Source organism: Bdellovibrio sp. GT3, from assembly GCF_037996765.1.
Taxonomy (GTDB): Bacteria; Bdellovibrionota; Bdellovibrionia; order Bdellovibrionales; family Bdellovibrionaceae; genus Bdellovibrio.
In genome coordinates this window covers 1,216,560-1,232,489 of record NZ_JBBNAD010000005.1, presented here as the reverse complement: position 1 = coordinate 1,232,489, position 15,930 = coordinate 1,216,560, and the positions used below count along the sequence as shown (strand labels likewise).

General features: G+C 47.6%; 17 protein-coding genes. 6 read left to right on the top strand and 11 right to left on the bottom strand.

What is annotated here, in order from left to right:
* Nucleotides 1-807, bottom strand: a complete 807-nt coding sequence (locus tag AAAA73_RS13385; protein WP_340598966.1) for a GYF domain-containing protein — start codon at nt 805-807, stop codon at nt 1-3.
* Nucleotides 808-1,093: 286 nt separating this feature from the next.
* On the opposite strand from AAAA73_RS13385, the gene AAAA73_RS13380 reads away from it, so the two are divergent.
* Nucleotides 1,094-1,969, top strand: coding sequence for an alpha/beta hydrolase (locus tag AAAA73_RS13380; RefSeq protein WP_340598964.1), 876 nt, complete (start codon nt 1,094-1,096; stop codon nt 1,967-1,969).
* 3 nt (nt 1,970-1,972) lie between these two features.
* On the opposite strand, the gene AAAA73_RS13375 is transcribed toward AAAA73_RS13380, so the two are convergent.
* From AAAA73_RS13375 to AAAA73_RS13360, 4 genes are read right to left on the bottom strand one after another with little or no spacing between them, the layout of a single operon-like run.
* Nucleotides 1,973-2,377: an acyl-CoA thioesterase gene (locus tag AAAA73_RS13375; RefSeq protein WP_340598963.1), complete on the bottom strand. Its 405-nt coding sequence runs from the start codon at nt 2,375-2,377 to the stop codon at nt 1,973-1,975.
* A 13-nt stretch (nt 2,378-2,390) separates the two neighbouring features.
* Nucleotides 2,391-3,398 (bottom strand): phosphonate ABC transporter, permease protein PhnE, encoded by a 1,008-nt coding sequence (gene phnE, locus AAAA73_RS13370; protein ID WP_340598962.1) that lies wholly within the window; start codon nt 3,396-3,398, stop codon nt 2,391-2,393.
* Nucleotides 3,376-4,152, bottom strand: a complete 777-nt coding sequence (phnC, locus tag AAAA73_RS13365) for a phosphonate ABC transporter ATP-binding protein (RefSeq protein WP_340598961.1) — start codon at nt 4,150-4,152, stop codon at nt 3,376-3,378. The genes phnE and phnC overlap by 23 nt, the downstream gene beginning before the upstream one ends.
* The gene (locus tag AAAA73_RS13360) at nt 4,152-5,048 is read right to left on the bottom strand and encodes a phosphate/phosphite/phosphonate ABC transporter substrate-binding protein (RefSeq protein WP_340598959.1); all 897 of its coding nucleotides are present in this window, start codon (nt 5,046-5,048) and stop codon (nt 4,152-4,154) included. The genes phnC and AAAA73_RS13360 overlap by 1 nt, the downstream gene beginning before the upstream one ends.
* Before the next feature lie 88 nt (nt 5,049-5,136).
* Here AAAA73_RS13360 and AAAA73_RS13355 point away from each other — a divergent pair, with 88 nt between their 5' ends.
* From AAAA73_RS13355 to AAAA73_RS13340, 4 genes are all read left to right on the top strand, one after another.
* A complete protein-coding gene (locus AAAA73_RS13355; protein WP_340598957.1) occupies nt 5,137-5,865 on the top strand; it encodes an HAD family hydrolase in 729 nt (242 codons plus the stop codon).
* A complete protein-coding gene (locus AAAA73_RS13350) occupies nt 5,865-6,521 on the top strand; it encodes an SAM-dependent methyltransferase (protein ID WP_340598955.1) in 657 nt (218 codons plus the stop codon). Before AAAA73_RS13355 ends, AAAA73_RS13350 begins: the two co-directional genes overlap by 1 nt.
* A complete protein-coding gene (hrpB, locus tag AAAA73_RS13345) occupies nt 6,518-9,064 on the top strand; it encodes an ATP-dependent helicase HrpB (protein WP_340598953.1) in 2,547 nt (848 codons plus the stop codon). Before AAAA73_RS13350 ends, hrpB begins: the two co-directional genes overlap by 4 nt.
* 130 nt (nt 9,065-9,194) lie before the next feature.
* A complete protein-coding gene (locus tag AAAA73_RS13340) occupies nt 9,195-9,962 on the top strand; it encodes a hypothetical protein (RefSeq protein WP_340598952.1) in 768 nt (255 codons plus the stop codon).
* Nucleotides 9,963-10,012: 50 nt separating this feature from the next.
* On the opposite strand, the gene rpsD is transcribed toward AAAA73_RS13340, so the two are convergent.
* On the bottom strand, nt 10,013-10,639 hold the full coding sequence (gene rpsD / locus AAAA73_RS13335) for a 30S ribosomal protein S4 (protein WP_340598951.1): 627 nt from the start codon (nt 10,637-10,639) through the stop codon (nt 10,013-10,015).
* Between the two features lie 245 nt (nt 10,640-10,884).
* Here rpsD and AAAA73_RS13330 point away from each other — a divergent pair, with 245 nt between their 5' ends.
* Nucleotides 10,885-11,241, top strand: a complete 357-nt coding sequence (locus AAAA73_RS13330) for a hypothetical protein (RefSeq protein ID WP_340598949.1) — start codon at nt 10,885-10,887, stop codon at nt 11,239-11,241.
* A gap of 355 nt (nt 11,242-11,596) precedes the next feature.
* Here AAAA73_RS13330 and AAAA73_RS13325 read toward each other — a convergent pair whose 3' ends face one another.
* From AAAA73_RS13325 to AAAA73_RS13305, 5 genes are read right to left on the bottom strand one after another with little or no spacing between them, the layout of a single operon-like run.
* Nucleotides 11,597-12,028: an Mpo1 family 2-hydroxy fatty acid dioxygenase gene (locus tag AAAA73_RS13325; protein WP_340598948.1), complete on the bottom strand. Its 432-nt coding sequence runs from the start codon at nt 12,026-12,028 to the stop codon at nt 11,597-11,599.
* Nucleotides 12,025-12,543 (bottom strand): serine O-acetyltransferase, encoded by a 519-nt coding sequence (gene cysE / locus AAAA73_RS13320; protein WP_340598947.1) that lies wholly within the window; start codon nt 12,541-12,543, stop codon nt 12,025-12,027. Before cysE ends, AAAA73_RS13325 begins: the two co-directional genes overlap by 4 nt.
* Nucleotides 12,543-13,505, bottom strand: coding sequence for a 3'-5' exoribonuclease YhaM family protein (locus tag AAAA73_RS13315; RefSeq protein WP_340598946.1), 963 nt, complete (start codon nt 13,503-13,505; stop codon nt 12,543-12,545). The genes cysE and AAAA73_RS13315 overlap by 1 nt, the downstream gene beginning before the upstream one ends.
* The gene (locus AAAA73_RS13310) at nt 13,505-14,182 is read right to left on the bottom strand and encodes a hypothetical protein (protein ID WP_340598944.1); all 678 of its coding nucleotides are present in this window, start codon (nt 14,180-14,182) and stop codon (nt 13,505-13,507) included. The genes AAAA73_RS13315 and AAAA73_RS13310 overlap by 1 nt, the downstream gene beginning before the upstream one ends.
* On the bottom strand, nt 14,182-15,930 hold the full coding sequence (locus tag AAAA73_RS13305) for a tetratricopeptide repeat protein (RefSeq protein ID WP_340598942.1): 1,749 nt from the start codon (nt 15,928-15,930) through the stop codon (nt 14,182-14,184). The genes AAAA73_RS13310 and AAAA73_RS13305 overlap by 1 nt, the downstream gene beginning before the upstream one ends.

The window sequence follows — 15,930 nt, the reverse complement described above, 5'->3', positions numbered from 1 at the left end:
CTAGGCCGCTTTTGCTGTCGTGAAAGTCTTGATGCTTTCGCGCACGGATTGGCTCACTGTCGTGAACTTAACCCCGTATCTGACAGAATCAGAACCTTTTGGCGCAAGCTCTTTAATGAATTGCTTGCTGACGATCTGGCAAACTGCATTGAATGGCGGCACACCGTCACCCGGTTGGAAATGCAAAAACAAAGACTGCCCTGGTTGCAAGTTCGGGTTGTCAATCATAACACCCGCACCACCAGCACTGATCTCCAATGCCTGACCACGGAACACAGTTTTATTATTATGAACAATCAAGCTGGCACCGTATGCCGCACGAGCATGACGACGGCGGAAGAAAATCTCCGCAAGTCCAGTGTCATTGGAGTGCTTCATTGCGCGGATTTTGTCAGGAGCAAACTCCTCGACTTCTGCCACACGTGACCAGTTTGCCATGCGTGCATGCCAAATATAGTCGTATTCAAACAAAGTCTTTTCCTGAAGCATCTGCACAACTTCAACAGGAGAGAAAGGACCGTAGTTGTTACCTTCTTTAAGGATGAACCACTCTTTATCTTTAAGACCCTCGGATGCCGGAATCTCTGCAGCTGTCTCTGGTGCCTCTTCTGGACGTGTAGTTGGTTTGGTGGAAACTTTCACTGAAAATTCAGGATGTTCCATCAACATAACCCAGTCACCGATCGTTTCGTCATAGACGTAATCAGTCCATTGATGTTCGTGGGATTCAACTTTTTGCAGGACAACTTCAAAAGTGTAAGGTCCGATATGAGTCCCATTATTAGAAAGATAATACTGTTTTCCCATCGTTCAGTGCTCCTTGAGTTTCCCTATCGGTTCAAAAAACTGATGACTTAACTGTCGGATATTAGTCATTTTACCTCAAAATGTTCCATGGTTTTTCGTCGAACTTCTAGGCAACACTTTTTCCAAATCCAAGGTATTGTAAACAATTATTCATTTTCCACATCTGAGACAAACGACCTCGGCCAAGGTCCAACCCGACCTCAAGATACATACCCAATTATATTTACACCTTACGACGCCTTCCTTAGCCTCTCCTTAAAAGCAGTATTGCGTGAGGTGTGGCTCCATGAGTACTCGACTCGTTATTGCATTTCTGTTGTTGTTCACTTTATCTTTACCGGTCTGGGCGGATAACTGCCCTTCTCTGCTGCGCGGGAGCGACTCAAGGGCTGAATGGCGTTTAAGCCAGCAACAACCAGCCAGGGCGGCTGCCATAGTGATTCATGGCCTTAATATCAATCCGGGCAAAATGCGTTCGATAGAAAATGCTCTGCTTGCTGACCGCATCGATGTCCTGCATGTCGTGCTTTCAGGACACAACGATAATATAAACATCTTTAAACGCGTCTCTGCAAAAATGTGGGAAAGAGACACCTTGCGCGCCTATTGCATGGCAAACCAAAGAGCCACAAAATACGATATGCCGGTTTACTTTGTCGGCTTTTCATTGGGCGGAGTCATGGGTGTGGCGATTGCAAACAAATTTCCCCACGTTCATTTTGATAAAATGGCTTTGTTTGCCCCGGCCCTGTCCATTCGACGATCCGGATTTCTATGGCGACTGCTGAACAGCCTGAACCCACTGGCCGTCATTCCCAATATTATGAATCGGGATTACTATGCCAATGCACTGGGCACTCCGGTATCTGCATATAAGGCGACTCTTGATGTCAGTCTGTCTCTGTCCCAAAACACGAATGGGCGCAGAATCAACACATCCACCCTGTTGTTTTATGATCTCAAAGATGAGTTGATCAATCCCTACGGTACAATGGAGTATATCCGTGCGAATCATCTGACGAACTGGAAAACCTATCAGGTTCAGAAGAGACCTTTCAGTCGTGCCTCGCGATTCCATCACATTATGATCGACGCGGCTTCGGTGGGCGAAAAAAAATGGGCCAACATGAAGTCAGCCCTGATCGAACATTTTGATGATTAGCAATTAATCCAAACCGCAGGCTTTTTTCCATTCGGGTGTGGGTAGAATCATTTTTCGCGCCTGCATATCAAACAAACCGAAAGTAAACACGGCCTCGCTCGCAATCGTCCCATCCTCTTTGATCATCTGCTGCTTCATGTGACCAATTTTACCCTCGTAGTCCATCATGCTTGATACGATGTTGATAGTTTCGCGTAATTTGATTTCTTTCATGAATTTTATACTCACTTCAAGAATGACCGGGCCTTGCTGCATGCGGTGAACATCTTTAAATCCAAAACCTCGCGGAGTGATCGCCTCCCAGCGGGCTTCCTCATAAAGGGACAAGTAAACGGCATTGTTAACGTGCCCATAGGAATCGATGTGTGATTCGCGGATCAATAGTTTATAGTTTCCAAATTCCTTCATACTATCCTCTTTCCTATTTCAATGCCTCGCGGATGTGTGCGGATGCAAGATCCAGGGCCCAGACGACGACGGCAATCACGACGATGATACAACCAACTTCTCTCCACATGGCCTGTCCCTGATACTGTATCAGCATGGTGCCTATGCCACCACCGCCGACCATACCGATGACAGTTGCCATGCGCACATTGATGTCCCAGCGATACACCGTAAATGAAATATACGGCAGAACCACCTGAGGGACAATCGCATACCAGACAGTCTGCACCTTGCCGGCTCCCGTTGACTCGATGGCTTCGATCGGACCATCCTCCACGGCCTCGACCATTTCAGAATACTGTTTTGCTAAGGAGGCCACAGAATGAATCATCAGCGCGAGCATTCCCGCAAAAGGACCGATTCCCACCCACACTGAAAAAATAATCGCCCAAATCAAAGCTTCAATGGATCGAGTCACATTCAGAATAGTTCGCAGAACCAAATAAACGGGATAAGCAACCGGTCCGCGCATGATATTTTTCGCGCAGGCAAAACTTAAAACAAACGCAAAAGGAATCGCAATCATCGTCGCAAGAAACGCCATAAAGACAGTTTCGATAATATTCAAAACCGCCCGAGGCAACACCTCCCAATTGGGATTGAAAAGACCTTTGAAAAGTCGAACAGCACCCGCGAATCCGTTTTGATCCAAAAGTTCAATGAATGAAAAATCCGTTTTCACAAATGCAACTGCCAACGAGACAACCAACAAGACCATCAGTTGCCAGCCCCAGAAGCTGCGGTACCAGGAATTTGTATCGGAAGTCCGATGCGCATCAAATAACACGCCCCCCAAAGTCTGCACTTGGATTTTACGCAGAAGAGTTGCAACCCCGGCCCCAACTCCGAGAAAGAGTGCAACAAAAACCAAGTCCATGCCCAGGTTCAGCAGTTGTTCCTCATTGGTCACAAACAAAGCCACAGTCAGTGAGCAGAACAAAAAGGCAAAAGAAAGAGAATCAAAGACTGTCCGGCGTAACATCCTGTGCTCCCTCCCCGTATATTTTTTGGAACCATTCCCGGGTGATTTCCTCGGGTCGGCCGGTAAAAACAATTTCGCCATCTTTCAAGGCGATCACCCGGCTTGCATACTGTCGAACCAAAGACAAAAAGTGCAAGTTCGCGATGACAGTAATCCCCAGCTCCTGATTTATTTTCTTCAAATAATCCATCACCACATGGCACGTCGCCGGATCCAGCGAAGCCACCGGCTCATCTGCCAGCAAGAGTTCTGGTTTTTGCATCAAAGCCCGCGCAATGGCCACGCGCTGCTTTTGTCCGCCTGAAAGCTGGTCTGCGCGCAGATGCGCCTTTTCCGCAATCCCCACCAGTTTCAGATTTCCGAGTGCTTCGGCCGTTTCCTCCTCCGAAAACAATCCTAAAATACTGGGTAAAGTTTTTTTGCCCCCCAGAACTCCCATCAGCACATTCTTTAAAACGCTTTGTCTTGGAATCAAATTGAATTGTTGAAAGATCATACCGATCTTCCGGCGCAACGAACGGATCTGTTCTGTACTTTTCAGGGCCATGATATCACTGCCGGCGAAATTGATTTCTCCACGCGAGGGATCCTGCAGCCGATTCAAACAACGCATCAAGGTTGATTTGCCCGAGCCGCTTAAACCAATCACCACCAGAAACTCGCCCTGCTGAACCTCGAAGGAAACCCCACGAAGCGCATGAACACCGTTGGGATAGGTTTTATGCAGGTCTGTGACCTTTAATAAAGTACCCATTACTTCTTATCCGCCGGTAGCATCTGCTTCAGCATTTCGCGAACGCTGTCGTAGTCGGCATCTGTCGCTTTTTTTAAATTGGTCGCACCCAACATCAGGTCCAAAGATTTTCTTCCTTCCGGTGTCGCCACCCATTGCAAAAGAACGTCGACTATTTTTTCTTTCATCTCTTCAGGCATATCTTTGCGGAACACGATCGGATCATTGGGAATGGGCTCTGACAACTCGATGATTTTTACTTTTTCCTCGACATCAGGGTATTGCAGCTTCACCAGTCGTCGGGCGTCTTCGATCTTGCCATCCTGCGGAGGACTGTAATATGTAGCCCCTCCGTCAACCTGTCCCTGATAGATCATCGACACGACCGCATCATGGTTCATCGCGAATACAACTTCCTTGGGTTCAATCTTTTTATCCCTTAATGTTTTCAGCGGAAGCAGGTATCCCGAAGTCGATGCCGGATCAACAAAGGCCATTTTTTTTCCATTGAAGTCCTTAAGTGTTTTAATCCCGCTTTTACTTCCTGCCAGTAGTTGTGACTGATACGTCCCCAGGCCATAACGAATTACTGTCAGTCGCGCTTCGACTCCATAGGACTTGTGCGCCATATAGTATCCATAGGTGTTAATTGTCGCCACATCCGCACGACTTGTGCCGAAGGACTCAACAACTGCCACAAAAGACTGGGGCACCGTGATCTGAAATTTGTAAGGCGTTGATTTTTCCAGATACTCTTTCAGAAGCTTGGAATTATCAGCGAGCACCTTTGCATCCACAGACGGAACGAGGTGAAATTTGATCGGATTTTCAGCGGTTCCCAAAGCAGCTTTTTTAAAGTTGCAGCCCGTAAAGGCCAGGGAAAGAATCAATAACGTGCAGGTTGAAAAAAGGTTCATGAACCCTCCACGAATATTCTAGTAAAGGACCTCTTCCCTGTTAACAAAGTCTTTGCCTTAACTGGACCCCAACAGCTACGATGACCCCATGATCGATCAAATCCTTGTCAATATTCAAACACTGGTTTCACAAGGCAAGAAATGCCTTGTGGTTTTTGATTTGGATTCAACATTGTTCGACGTCAGCCCTCGCATTGAAATGATTCTGAAAGACTTTGCTGCCGATCCCCAAAATCAAAAACTTTTCCCGGATCAGGTGGCTCTTTTTGGACAAATCAAAATGGCTCACACGGACTGGGGATTTACAAATGCCCTGCAACGAGCGGGGCTGGATGGACACCATCCGGCTTTTCAGGACGCAGTGATGCAGTATTGGAAAAGCCACTTCTTCTCCAATGATTATTTGAAATATGACAAGCCCATCGACGGCGCCATTGAATATGTCCAAACCGTTTTAAAAATGGGTGCGGATATCGCCTACCTGACAGGACGGGATGTCCACCGTATGGAGCCGGGCACCACGGCACAGCTAAAACAGTGGAATTTGCCACTCAATGAGCAAGCCATCCTGTACGTCAAACCCGACAAAGCCATGGACGATGCTGAATACAAAACCGATTGGTTTTTGGCAGACGCCCGCCAAAACTACGCCAAAGTTTATTTTTTCGACAACGAGCCTGTTATTTTGAACCTGATGGGCAAGAAATGTCCTCAGGTTGAGAGTATTTTTTTTGACAGCACCCATTCGGGCAAGGCAGAACCACCTCCTGACCTGCCTCGAATTATGAACTTTGTCCTGAATCAAAGGAATTCCTAATGTTGTACCTAGTGGCAACTCCGATTGGTGACACCAGCGAAATATCTTTGCGCGCCCTGCAAATACTGAAGGACTGCGAAGTTGTGATTTGCGAAAGCACCAAAGAAGCATCCAAACTTTTACGCGTACATGGAATCACCGGAAAGTCCTATGAAGTGCTGGATGAACACTCCACACCGGATGACAAAGCAGCGCTCGTGCCTTTGTGTGAGAAAAAAATGGTGGCTCTGGTCACTGACTGCGGCACCCCTGGGTTTTGTGACCCCGGAGCAGACCTGGTTCGCTTGTGTCGCCAAAAAAATATTCCGGTAAAATCAGTTCTGGGTGCTTCCGCCCTTATGGGATTGCTATCCCTGAGCGGTCAACGTCTGGACGAATTTGTTTTCCGTGGTTTCATTCCCGCAGAAACTGAAGCCCGTGGCAAAGCACTGCGCGAATTGACCAAGGAAAAACGCGCCATCATTTTGATGGACACGCCTTATCGTCTTAAAAAAATGCTGGGCGATATGAAGGATCACTTCCCACAACGCCGCATGCTTCTTTCTCTGAATCTGTCCCAAGAGGATGAATTGAATCTGGAAGGAACCATCGATCAAATCGCCAAGAAAGTTCCATTTGAAAAAGCTGAATTCATGCTGCTTTTGTATCCCGCATGATTCACCTTCCTGTTGATGATTTTATTCCTTCGATAAAAGACCAGATTCAAAACGGTTTGAATCTGGTTCTGACCGCTGCACCGGGTGCTGGTAAAACCACTCGTTTGCCTCCGGCCCTGTTGGATATCGTAAAGGGAAAAATCATCGTACTGGAACCACGCCGTATGGCTGCCATTGCCGCCGCTCATCGCATCGCCGATGAAAACGGCTGGACCATCGGAGACGAAGTCGGCTACCAGGTTCGTTTCGCCAACAAGACCTCCGCCAAAACCCGTTTGATCTTTATGACCGAAGCACTTCTGGCGCGCCAAATGCTGGATGATCCGGAGTTGTCAGACGTGGATCTGGTTATATTGGACGAATTTCACGAGCGCTCATTGCACGTCGATCTGTCCCTGGGACTTTTGCGTGAATTACAGGAACTGGGCCGGGAAATTAAAATTCTGGTGATGTCAGCAACACTGGAGGCTGAAAAAATCTCTGCCTATATGGGACAGGCACCGATCGTATCGGTACCTGGAAAGCTTTTTGATCTGGAAGTTGTTTATCAAAAAAACTCTCAGGTGATTCAGACCTTTCCTTCTTTCTTTGAAAGCCTGGCGCAAACGGTGTGTGAAGCCGCTGCGAAAACGGATAAAGACATTCTGATTTTCCTGCCCGGTGTCGGCGAAATTGATCGCGCACGAAACGTCCTTGAGGACTGGGCTTCAAGTCGAAACATAGACCTGGTTCCACTTCATGGTTCGTTGAATATTGAGGATCAAAGACGTGCACTGCAAAAAGGCCCCCGCCAGCGCATTGTGCTTTCAACCAATATCGCAGAATCCTCGGTCACTTTGGACGGCGTGAATACGGTCATTGATTCAGGTCTCGCAAAAAACATGAAGCAGGATTATCGCACTGGATTTTCCCGTCTGGAACTGGGCCGCATCAGCCTCTCCAGCGCCATTCAGCGCGCGGGTCGTGCCGCACGCCAATTCCCCGGCAGAGCCTATAAGATGTGGAACAAAATGGATGAGCACTCCTTTGCAAAAAGTGAGACTGCTGAAATCCAGCGTGTGGATCTGACTGAAAGCCTTTTGTTCCTGGCAGCCCAGGGTGTAACTGACTTTCAAAATTTTTCCTGGTTTGAAAAACCAAGTTCCGCTGCGATCGAAAAAGCCACTCAGTATCTGAAGCTTGCCGGAGCCATCGACAGTCATTGTAAGATTACCGACCTGGGCCGCAAGATTCTGCACTTTCCACTGCCAGTTCGTCTGGCAAAATTAATGTTGGTGGCAGCTGAAAGAAATTCCCTGGAGCTGGGTGCCGATCTTGCCGCGATCCTTCAGGAACGTGATTTCATTCGGCGCGAAGCCCAAGGTTCGTTTCAAGGGGATAAAACTGAATGCGATCTGCAAGTACGTCTGGATCTTTTGCAGCAGTTTAAAAAATCCGGAAAAGCACCGCGCGAAGCCGGGTTCATGGCGATGCAAACAGTCTCCCAATCAGCATCACAAATTCTGAGTCTTGCCAGAAAAATGGGAGCAAACCAAATCACCAAGACGGAATCAACCGAGCTGGAAATGCGCACGCTACTGCTTCGCGCGTTTCCGGATCGCCTGTGTCGCCGTCGCGGTCAAACAGATCGCGCCTTGATGGTGGGTGGACGTGGCGTAAAACTGCAAGCGGAGTCCCAAGTTAAAACTTCTGAATTTTTCGTGGCTCTCAATGGGATTGAAGGCAGCAGTGATGCAGAAACCATTGTGAGTCTGGCTTGCGGATTCACGAAAGAATTTATCCTTGGCCATTTCAAAAATGAGATTCAAAAGAACCGCGATCTGACTTTCATTGAAGAAAAAGGTCAGTTTTTTGTTCGGGAATATAAATCCCTGTTCGGACTTCCTTTGGAAGAGCCATCGCTATTGCCAGCTTCTCCGGAAGATGTGGAAGCAAAACTGCCCCAGGTTCTTGTCGAGAAATGGTCTTTAGTCACAAAGAACAATGAAAAGCTGGCGGAGTGGTGGGAGCGCCTGGAGTTCTGGATGCGCCATCAAGCTCAGGCTGCTTTCGAAAGTGAATTCAGCTTTAGCGAAGAACAGCTGCAAGAACTTAAACTGGAAGCCTTTACCCAAGCCAGTATGGGCGAAAAGAAACTGCAGGCCGTGTTTGAAAAGGACCTGGTGTTCTTCTTTGAATCCGTTTTTGACCATGACTTCATCCGCACCTTCAACAAAGAACTTCCGGCAAGAATCACAGTTCCCAGCGGCAGTCAGATCAAGGTGATTTATCCAGCGGATAAGGCTCCCTATCTGGAAGTTCGCATTCAGGAAGTGTTCGGTTTAATGGAAACCCCGAAAGTATTATTCGGAAAATCCCCCCTGACATTTCATCTGCTGGGACCTAATTTCCGCCCGGTGCAAGTGACCTCCAACCTGGAAAGCTTCTGGAAGAATGGTTATCCGGAAGTGCGTAAAGAACTCAGAATAAAGTACCCCAAGCATCAGTGGCCGGAAGACCCTGCCGATGGCACCCCGGAGGCCAAGGGACGTCGCCGTTTCTAAGGAACCCTTTGGTCCCTGGATTGCTTTTTCAATAAATTGAAATTTTAAAGAATGTGGGACCGCGGCTGTTTTGATTTAACAGCTGTGGCTGTTCAATGCGTAGACACCCAACGCGCAAAAAGGGGCTCCTATGCCGATCAAGGCAGGAAAATTCATATTTTTACCTTTGGCCCTGACAGGCTTTTTGAGCCTATCATCCCCTGCCGCTCACGCCGCCGCCCTTTGTGAAAATGTCTTTAACGATGTTCTTGAATTCGATAGCCGTGAAACTTTCATCGAAGAATTGAATATGAAGGTGAACTACCGCCATGTCGAATTCAAGAAGGGGGACCCCAGAGTCGCTGATGTGCTGGGAAAAACAGACGACATTCTTTTGGGATTTGCACCATATGGTCACGCCTATGTCGTCAGGGAGGCCACCCGCTTGGATGGAAGTGTTCTGACCAAGGCAACCGTGCATGATCACATGGCAGAACTGGAAACCGGCATTGTCGTTCGGATTAAACGCAAAGACCTGAACAATGAGTTCCTAAGAAAATTCGATAACTCCTGGGGAGTCACCTGCTCCAAGGTTGCGTGTGCTGCCTTGGCCAAGGCGGATGTTTTTGTAGGAACCAACGGCGCGCAATTTATTTCCCCCTATGCGGCACTGACCACAATCCTTAAAAAAGGTCTGCATGATGGAAGCGGAAATCCCATTCAGTTTGAAATCTACAATATCGGAAAGTTTGATATGCCCGTCATGCTTCACCGCCTGAAGGAATCAAGCAATCGCATTCAAAAAGAGACGGTGACCAAGGTGGGAGTTATCGGAACAGGTATCACGGCCATCACAGGTACAATCCTTTATCTGATGCACTTGGATGACGAGGCGGAAAAAGCCCTGAAGAACAAATAAAAAAGGGAGCTTTTCAGCTCCCTTTTTAAGATTCTTAATGTCTTTAAGAACTACCCACGAAGAGAGTAGTAAGAGATCACTAGACCTGGATCGAAAGAGAATGGAACTGCTTCCATGTTCGGTTCGTCGATCAAACGACCAGTCTCGATGCCACCTTTTTCTTCTTTAGTCATGAAAGAAGGAAGTGGAAGACGTGGAGCTTGTTTCGCAGACATGTAAACTTGGTTTTGGTAAGCATCAGCTTTCAAAGAAACGATATCGCCTACTTTGATGATTTGAGAAGAGATGTTTACTTTTTTACCGTTCAACAAAACTTTACCGTGAGAAACCATTTGTTTTGCTGCAGCGATAGAAGGTGCGAAACCAAGACGGAATACAACGTTATCCAAACGTTTTTCCAACAAGTTCACCAAAGACTCAACCCAGTTAGAGTTAGAAGATTTTTGAGCCTTACCGATGATACGGCGGAATTGTTCTTCACGTAGTCCGTAGTGGATACGAACTTTTTGTTTTTCTTCAAGTTGAAGACCGAACTCAGAGTATTTACGACGGCGTTGACCGTGTTGACCTGGAGGATATGGTCTTCTTTCCAAAGCACCAGCTTTGCCCAAGCCTGGAAGCTCAGTCATAAGACGTCTTTGTAGTTTAAAGCGAGCAGATTTGCCTTTTCTTTTCATATAAGTAAGTCCTTTATAAAGCGAGCTACCGTGATAATGGAAATGCCTACCTGTTGAACAGGAATTACTCCCAATACATTCTAATTGAAAACGTATTGAGAAAGCACTCTGAGATCACGAAATGCATACTAAGTTTTTGCCGCGGTAAAATCAGAAAACAAATGGCAACGGCGGGTCCTTGTCGTAATTCCATATGTCGAGATTTTCACTCAACATTCCACAAAGCCTTTGCTAATGCAACTGCCATGAAGCGACTTACAAAACTTACCTTCATCTCGATCCTAGGGGTTTCTGCGGTAACGCAGGCCACGACCAAGACAGTGTTGTTCTGTAAGGACATTGCTCAGCCCGATCTTAAAAGCATCACCATCCAGGAAAACCCCAGTATTGGCCAACCGGGCCTCCTGGAACTGATCGAAACCCACAATGATGGCAGCACCAAAGAGCTTTATGCCCTGGAAACAGACTTGAATGAGGGATGGATCCCTATGTCCCCTCGAGATGGGACTTCCAGAATTTTACTACGAAAAGAAGGAAAGTGGACGGTGGCCCAAAATAAGGGCGACTACCGGGTTTTCAACGAAGCTACTTGTATGAAGTAACTTAATGGAAGCCCTCCACGCTGGGAGGGCCCCGAGTGCCTACTTACCAAGCGGCAAGGCGGCGGCGACGGTTTTTCTTACGGACCGGAGTAGCAATACTTGTACTTTCAAGTTGAGTGGTCGTCGTAGGAGCCGTTTCTAGTTCTACCTGTTTCATAGCCGAACTCCTTTCGTGCTAGTTTCAATCACACCAACCAGATTGGCCGATGTGGTTTAGGTACTCCCCCATTCTCTCAGAGCCACGGGGCGTCAAGCGACAGATTTAGTATTAGTTTTTGATCATGAAACCGTAATGCAAATGGATGTGAGCCCATGCTAACTTTGTGATGCTGTGCGCTGCGATCTGTGGGTATATTTACTTAAAAAACAGGTCCTTAACGACCCAAAGGGGTCCGATCAGCAGAAACTGCAGATCTTTCAGGAAAGAGGGCTTTTTGCCTTCAATCTTATGGCCATAGAACTGACCAATCCAAGCAAGAACGAAAACGATCACGAGGGCCGCCCATAGCGGCTGGATCACCATACCCAATAAATAGAGAAGGATGTAACACAAAACCAATTGCCCCAGCATCACCATCACCGGCTTCATTCCCAAGGTGGAATACCAACCCAGAGCAATGGCGATAAAGATCTCTCCTAATTTGATCGGGCCCATTTGAACTGGAATTTGCAAAAGCAGGCCCACGACCGAAAAGAAAATCAACGGCACGCAAATTTTATGGATGATTTTGTTTTTGGAGTTTTGATGACTTTCGCCGTATTCAGCGAACCACTCCTGCAGGGTCATGCTTTAACCTGACCAACGGGACCGACCACAGTTGCGCCTGCTGGCACATCTTTCACGACCACAGCGTTGGCTCCGATCATGGCACCGTCACCGATGGTGATTGGCCCCAGAACTTTGGCTCCGGCACCGATCATGACTTTGTTACCCACTGTTGGATGTCGTTTCACCGGGTCGAATTTAATCCCCCCCAATGTCACTCCATGAAAAATAATGCAATCATCGCCAACGACGGCCGTCTCTCCGATCACCACGCCGAAGCCATGATCAATAACCAGACGACGCCCCAGATTTGCCCCCGGGTGAACTTCGATCCCCGTCAACCAACGGGAAATCTCCGCCACCAAGCGCGCCACGAAAAACAATTCAGCTTTATAAAGCAGATGAGCCAGGCGGTGCATGATCAAGGCTTTTGGGCCCGGATACAACAAGGCGATCTCCCAACGGGACTTTGCCGCGGGATCGTAAGCCTTGTATGTGTTCAACAGCGCAATCAGGCGCTTCCACAAATCAAACATCAATATTTCTCATTCAAATCATCAAGTAGGAAGTAACGATCAAACAATTCATTGTAGCGAGACCATTTCTCGCCCGAGGCGCGCTCACCGTCAACAATTGATTTCAAAGTCGCGACTTTACTATCCAGGTCATCGACCATGGCGATCAACATCGCTTCCATAAATTTAGGACGCTTCGGCGAACCATATTCCAATTTGCCATGATGACTTAGGATAATGTGCTTACAAATATCGCGAAGTTCTTCGCTGAATCCCAGAATGCGAGCTGATTTTTTATCTATAAGCTCACAAGCCAATTGCATGTGCCCCAACAGGCGTCCGCGATCGGTGTACTGAACTCCGTTATCATAAGAGAGTTCCCAAATTTTTCCGATGTCATGAAAAATAGCGCCAAACAAAAGCAAGTCACGGTTCAGGAACGGATAATGTGATCCCATGAAATCCATGATTTTACAGATCGACAGAATATGCTCTAAAAGTCCGCCCACCCAAGCGTGATGAATGGACTTCGCGGCAGGGGCGCGCAGAATACGGGGACGAATTTCCGGGTCCTCCAAAGTATCCAACACCAACTGTTTAAGATGATCATTGCGCATAGAGCGAACCAGCTGCAACAGTTCCGCAAGCATGTCTTCGGTTTCTCTTGCCGCCTTTGGAATGAAATCCTCGAAATTCACTTCCGAGTTCTCCACGCGCTCCAGTCGATGAATCACCAGCTGTTTGCGGTTTTGAAACAACTGCACCAGGCCTTTAACTTTCAGCACATCGCCGGTTTCAAACTGACGTGCCAGTTCTTCAACGCGGTCCCAAAGACGCGCATCAATGGATCCTGTTGCATCACCCAATTGCAAGCCCATGAAGGGTTTGCCATTTTTACCCACTCCGACGGTCTTTTCCTTAACCAGGAAAAGCATTTCAACGGTGTCTTTATCTTGAAGACTATGAACGGTTTTCTTGTCCATCAGGGCGCCTCACAGAAAAGATTTTTATGAGTTGGATCCACGAACGAAACTTGTGCGACATAAATAGTTCCGGCCTTTTCAGCCGAGAACAGGAACGTACCGCCCAGAACACTGATATGGCGTTCCCGTGTGGTATTGACTTTCAGGCCTTCGCCCTTCATCGCCAGATTATACTTGTTGGTGATATCCAGAATTTGATTGCAGCCCGCACCGTAAACAATATCACCCAGACGGCGTTTGCGGGCGCGACTGACAAATAGAACTTTGCTTTGTGTGGCTTCAGTGAAAGCCGGAAATTCAAAGCCGACATAAAATGAACCCTGACGATCATTCAGGTATTGCGACAGATCAATTTCACCGCCACCACGAGGCAATTCAAACTTGATGGCTTCCTCTTTCAGAATGCCGGGATTTTTATCGACCAGGAAAACAGTCACATCTGAAAATACGATTTCTTTGTTGCTGGTATCAGCCTTTTCAGATTCCGCACCGTGGGCATCCGGAGCTGCTTGAAAAGACAGTGCCTCCCAGGCCTTGGTTGGAATCTTCAAATCCGGTGGCACGTCCTCGAACTTCACCACTTTGTATTCTTCGCGATGATAACCACCTGGGTCTTTGGAACACCCACTCAGCGCAACTAAAGCACCCAGAATGAAAAGCACAAAAGGCTGATTCATCAATCAGCCTCCAGTTGATCCCTCATTTCCAACAGAGGTATGAAGGTAGGTTCGTTTTGCAATCCCGCCCGGGTATAATTTAAAGCGGCATTGCGATCTTTTCGTTTCAACACAACCCAGGCCAACCCGTAAAGAGCCGGACCGGAGGCATTGTTCTTTTCGTACATTCTGGTGAAAGCCATCTGTGCGCAATTCACATCGTGATTGGACATACAAATATCGCCCGTCAAACGGTCCCGCACATTCAGACTGGAAAGTTCCGGCATTTTAAGAATAGCCATGGCTTCTGGCATACGCCCCGTCTTTTTCAAATATGCAGCCTGGGCAGCAAGAACGTATGGATCTTTAGGACCTTCACTGATCGCTTCGCGCAGAAGTTTGTCGGCATCACTGTCACGATTGATTTCCATCAGGCAAATTGCACGAACTGCTTTGAACTCTGCGGAAGGAATGCTGCGTGCATAGACTTCTGAACAATATTTCTCAAGGTAATCCCACTGAGTGAAGCGCCAGTCGACGTTCAAGGAATGGGTGTACTGACTGGATGTGCCTGGGGTCTCGCTTAAAAACTTAACGATCGACTGGTTCATTGCATCCACGTCGCCCATCAAATTATATGCATAGATCAGGAAAAGACTCAGCTCCTGGCGCAACCAGTAAGCTTTCTGCAAAGTGCTTTGCAAATCATTTACGACGTGCTTCAGGTAAGACAAATCCGATGTTGTCTTTGCCACTTCCATCGCCGCCATTGCACGTCCATAGACTGCCATAACATTGCCGGGTTCTCTGCTAAGTACGTTTTCAAACTTGCGCATGGCCTCGTGGTAGTTGCCTTTTTTCATGTCGACAATCGCCAGATTCAAGCGCGCAGAAATATTGAACGGTTCATGACCGATCGCTTTTTGCAAAGTGTTCTCGGCCTCTTTCAAGTCCCCGTCCATCATGTACGAAACAGCGATTCCAAGATAGGCATCCACCAAGTCCCCGCGCTGACGGCTTTCCTGCACAATGGCTTTTTCCAGGGTGCGACGACCTTGCAAAGTCTGACGATCCTCTGAAATAAGCACCGGAGCCATTTGAATTTGGGTATCCAAATCCGGCTCTTTTAAGCTTGCTGCGGATTTGTAAGCGCGAAGGGCTTTTTCATACAAGCCGACACTTTTATAGCGGATCGCCTGAGAAATCAGTTCGTCATAATTTCCTGACGTCTGGGACTGACGATTACCAAGCATCACATAAATTCCAAGAGTGACGATCGCCGCCAATCCAATCACAGCCCAACGAAGTGTCGAGGACTGCTGACGAAGCTTCCCCTGCACGCGAGCATCATTGGCTGTTCCATAGCTGACACCAGCACCTGGCAAACCTTTATGTCCCACGGGTCTTTCAGTTGCCGCGGAAATATCCTTCATGCCGGAATGAACAGGCGGAATCGGAGTCAAAGTATGCTCTTCGCGATCCACCGTCGGTTCCGTTTTCGTAAACGAGGTATTGTGAGGAATCGATTGGGTCATCGTGTTTTCCGGAGAATTATCCTGCTCTTCACGAATAGTCCGGATGATTTCCATAAAACGCTGATTTTCGCGGATATAACTCCAGCGACCGACAGGCAGTCTGATTTCATCAATGATGGAAACCTGGCGGGTTTTCAAAAGTGTTGTGACTTCTTCGACAGAATATGGCCCTAGAATCCTGGTTGAGGATTTTATCAGCCATACTTTTTCTGTATTGGAAACCTCAACCGACAT

Coding starts and splice junctions, on each gene's coding strand:
- AAAA73_RS13385 (WP_340598966.1), bottom strand. CDS start 807: ATGGGAAAACAGTATTATCTTTCTAATAATGGGACTCATATCGGACCT.
- AAAA73_RS13380 (WP_340598964.1), top strand. CDS start 1,094: ATGAGTACTCGACTCGTTATTGCATTTCTGTTGTTGTTCACTTTATCT.
- AAAA73_RS13375 (WP_340598963.1), bottom strand. CDS start 2,377: ATGAAGGAATTTGGAAACTATAAACTATTGATCCGCGAATCACACATC.
- phnE (WP_340598962.1), bottom strand. CDS start 3,398: ATGTTACGCCGGACAGTCTTTGATTCTCTTTCTTTTGCCTTTTTGTTC.
- phnC (WP_340598961.1), bottom strand. CDS start 4,152: ATGGGTACTTTATTAAAGGTCACAGACCTGCATAAAACCTATCCCAAC.
- AAAA73_RS13360 (WP_340598959.1), bottom strand. CDS start 5,048: ATGAACCTTTTTTCAACCTGCACGTTATTGATTCTTTCCCTGGCCTTT.
- AAAA73_RS13355 (WP_340598957.1), top strand. CDS start 5,137: ATGATCGATCAAATCCTTGTCAATATTCAAACACTGGTTTCACAAGGC.
- AAAA73_RS13350 (WP_340598955.1), top strand. CDS start 5,865: ATGTTGTACCTAGTGGCAACTCCGATTGGTGACACCAGCGAAATATCT.
- hrpB (WP_340598953.1), top strand. CDS start 6,518: ATGATTCACCTTCCTGTTGATGATTTTATTCCTTCGATAAAAGACCAG.
- AAAA73_RS13340 (WP_340598952.1), top strand. CDS start 9,195: ATGCCGATCAAGGCAGGAAAATTCATATTTTTACCTTTGGCCCTGACA.
- rpsD (WP_340598951.1), bottom strand. CDS start 10,639: ATGAAAAGAAAAGGCAAATCTGCTCGCTTTAAACTACAAAGACGTCTT.
- AAAA73_RS13330 (WP_340598949.1), top strand. CDS start 10,885: ATGAAGCGACTTACAAAACTTACCTTCATCTCGATCCTAGGGGTTTCT.
- AAAA73_RS13325 (WP_340598948.1), bottom strand. CDS start 12,028: ATGACCCTGCAGGAGTGGTTCGCTGAATACGGCGAAAGTCATCAAAAC.
- cysE (WP_340598947.1), bottom strand. CDS start 12,543: ATGTTTGATTTGTGGAAGCGCCTGATTGCGCTGTTGAACACATACAAG.
- AAAA73_RS13315 (WP_340598946.1), bottom strand. CDS start 13,505: ATGGACAAGAAAACCGTTCATAGTCTTCAAGATAAAGACACCGTTGAA.
- AAAA73_RS13310 (WP_340598944.1), bottom strand. CDS start 14,182: ATGAATCAGCCTTTTGTGCTTTTCATTCTGGGTGCTTTAGTTGCGCTG.
- AAAA73_RS13305 (WP_340598942.1), bottom strand. CDS start 15,930: ATGTCGGTTGAGGTTTCCAATACAGAAAAAGTATGGCTGATAAAATCC.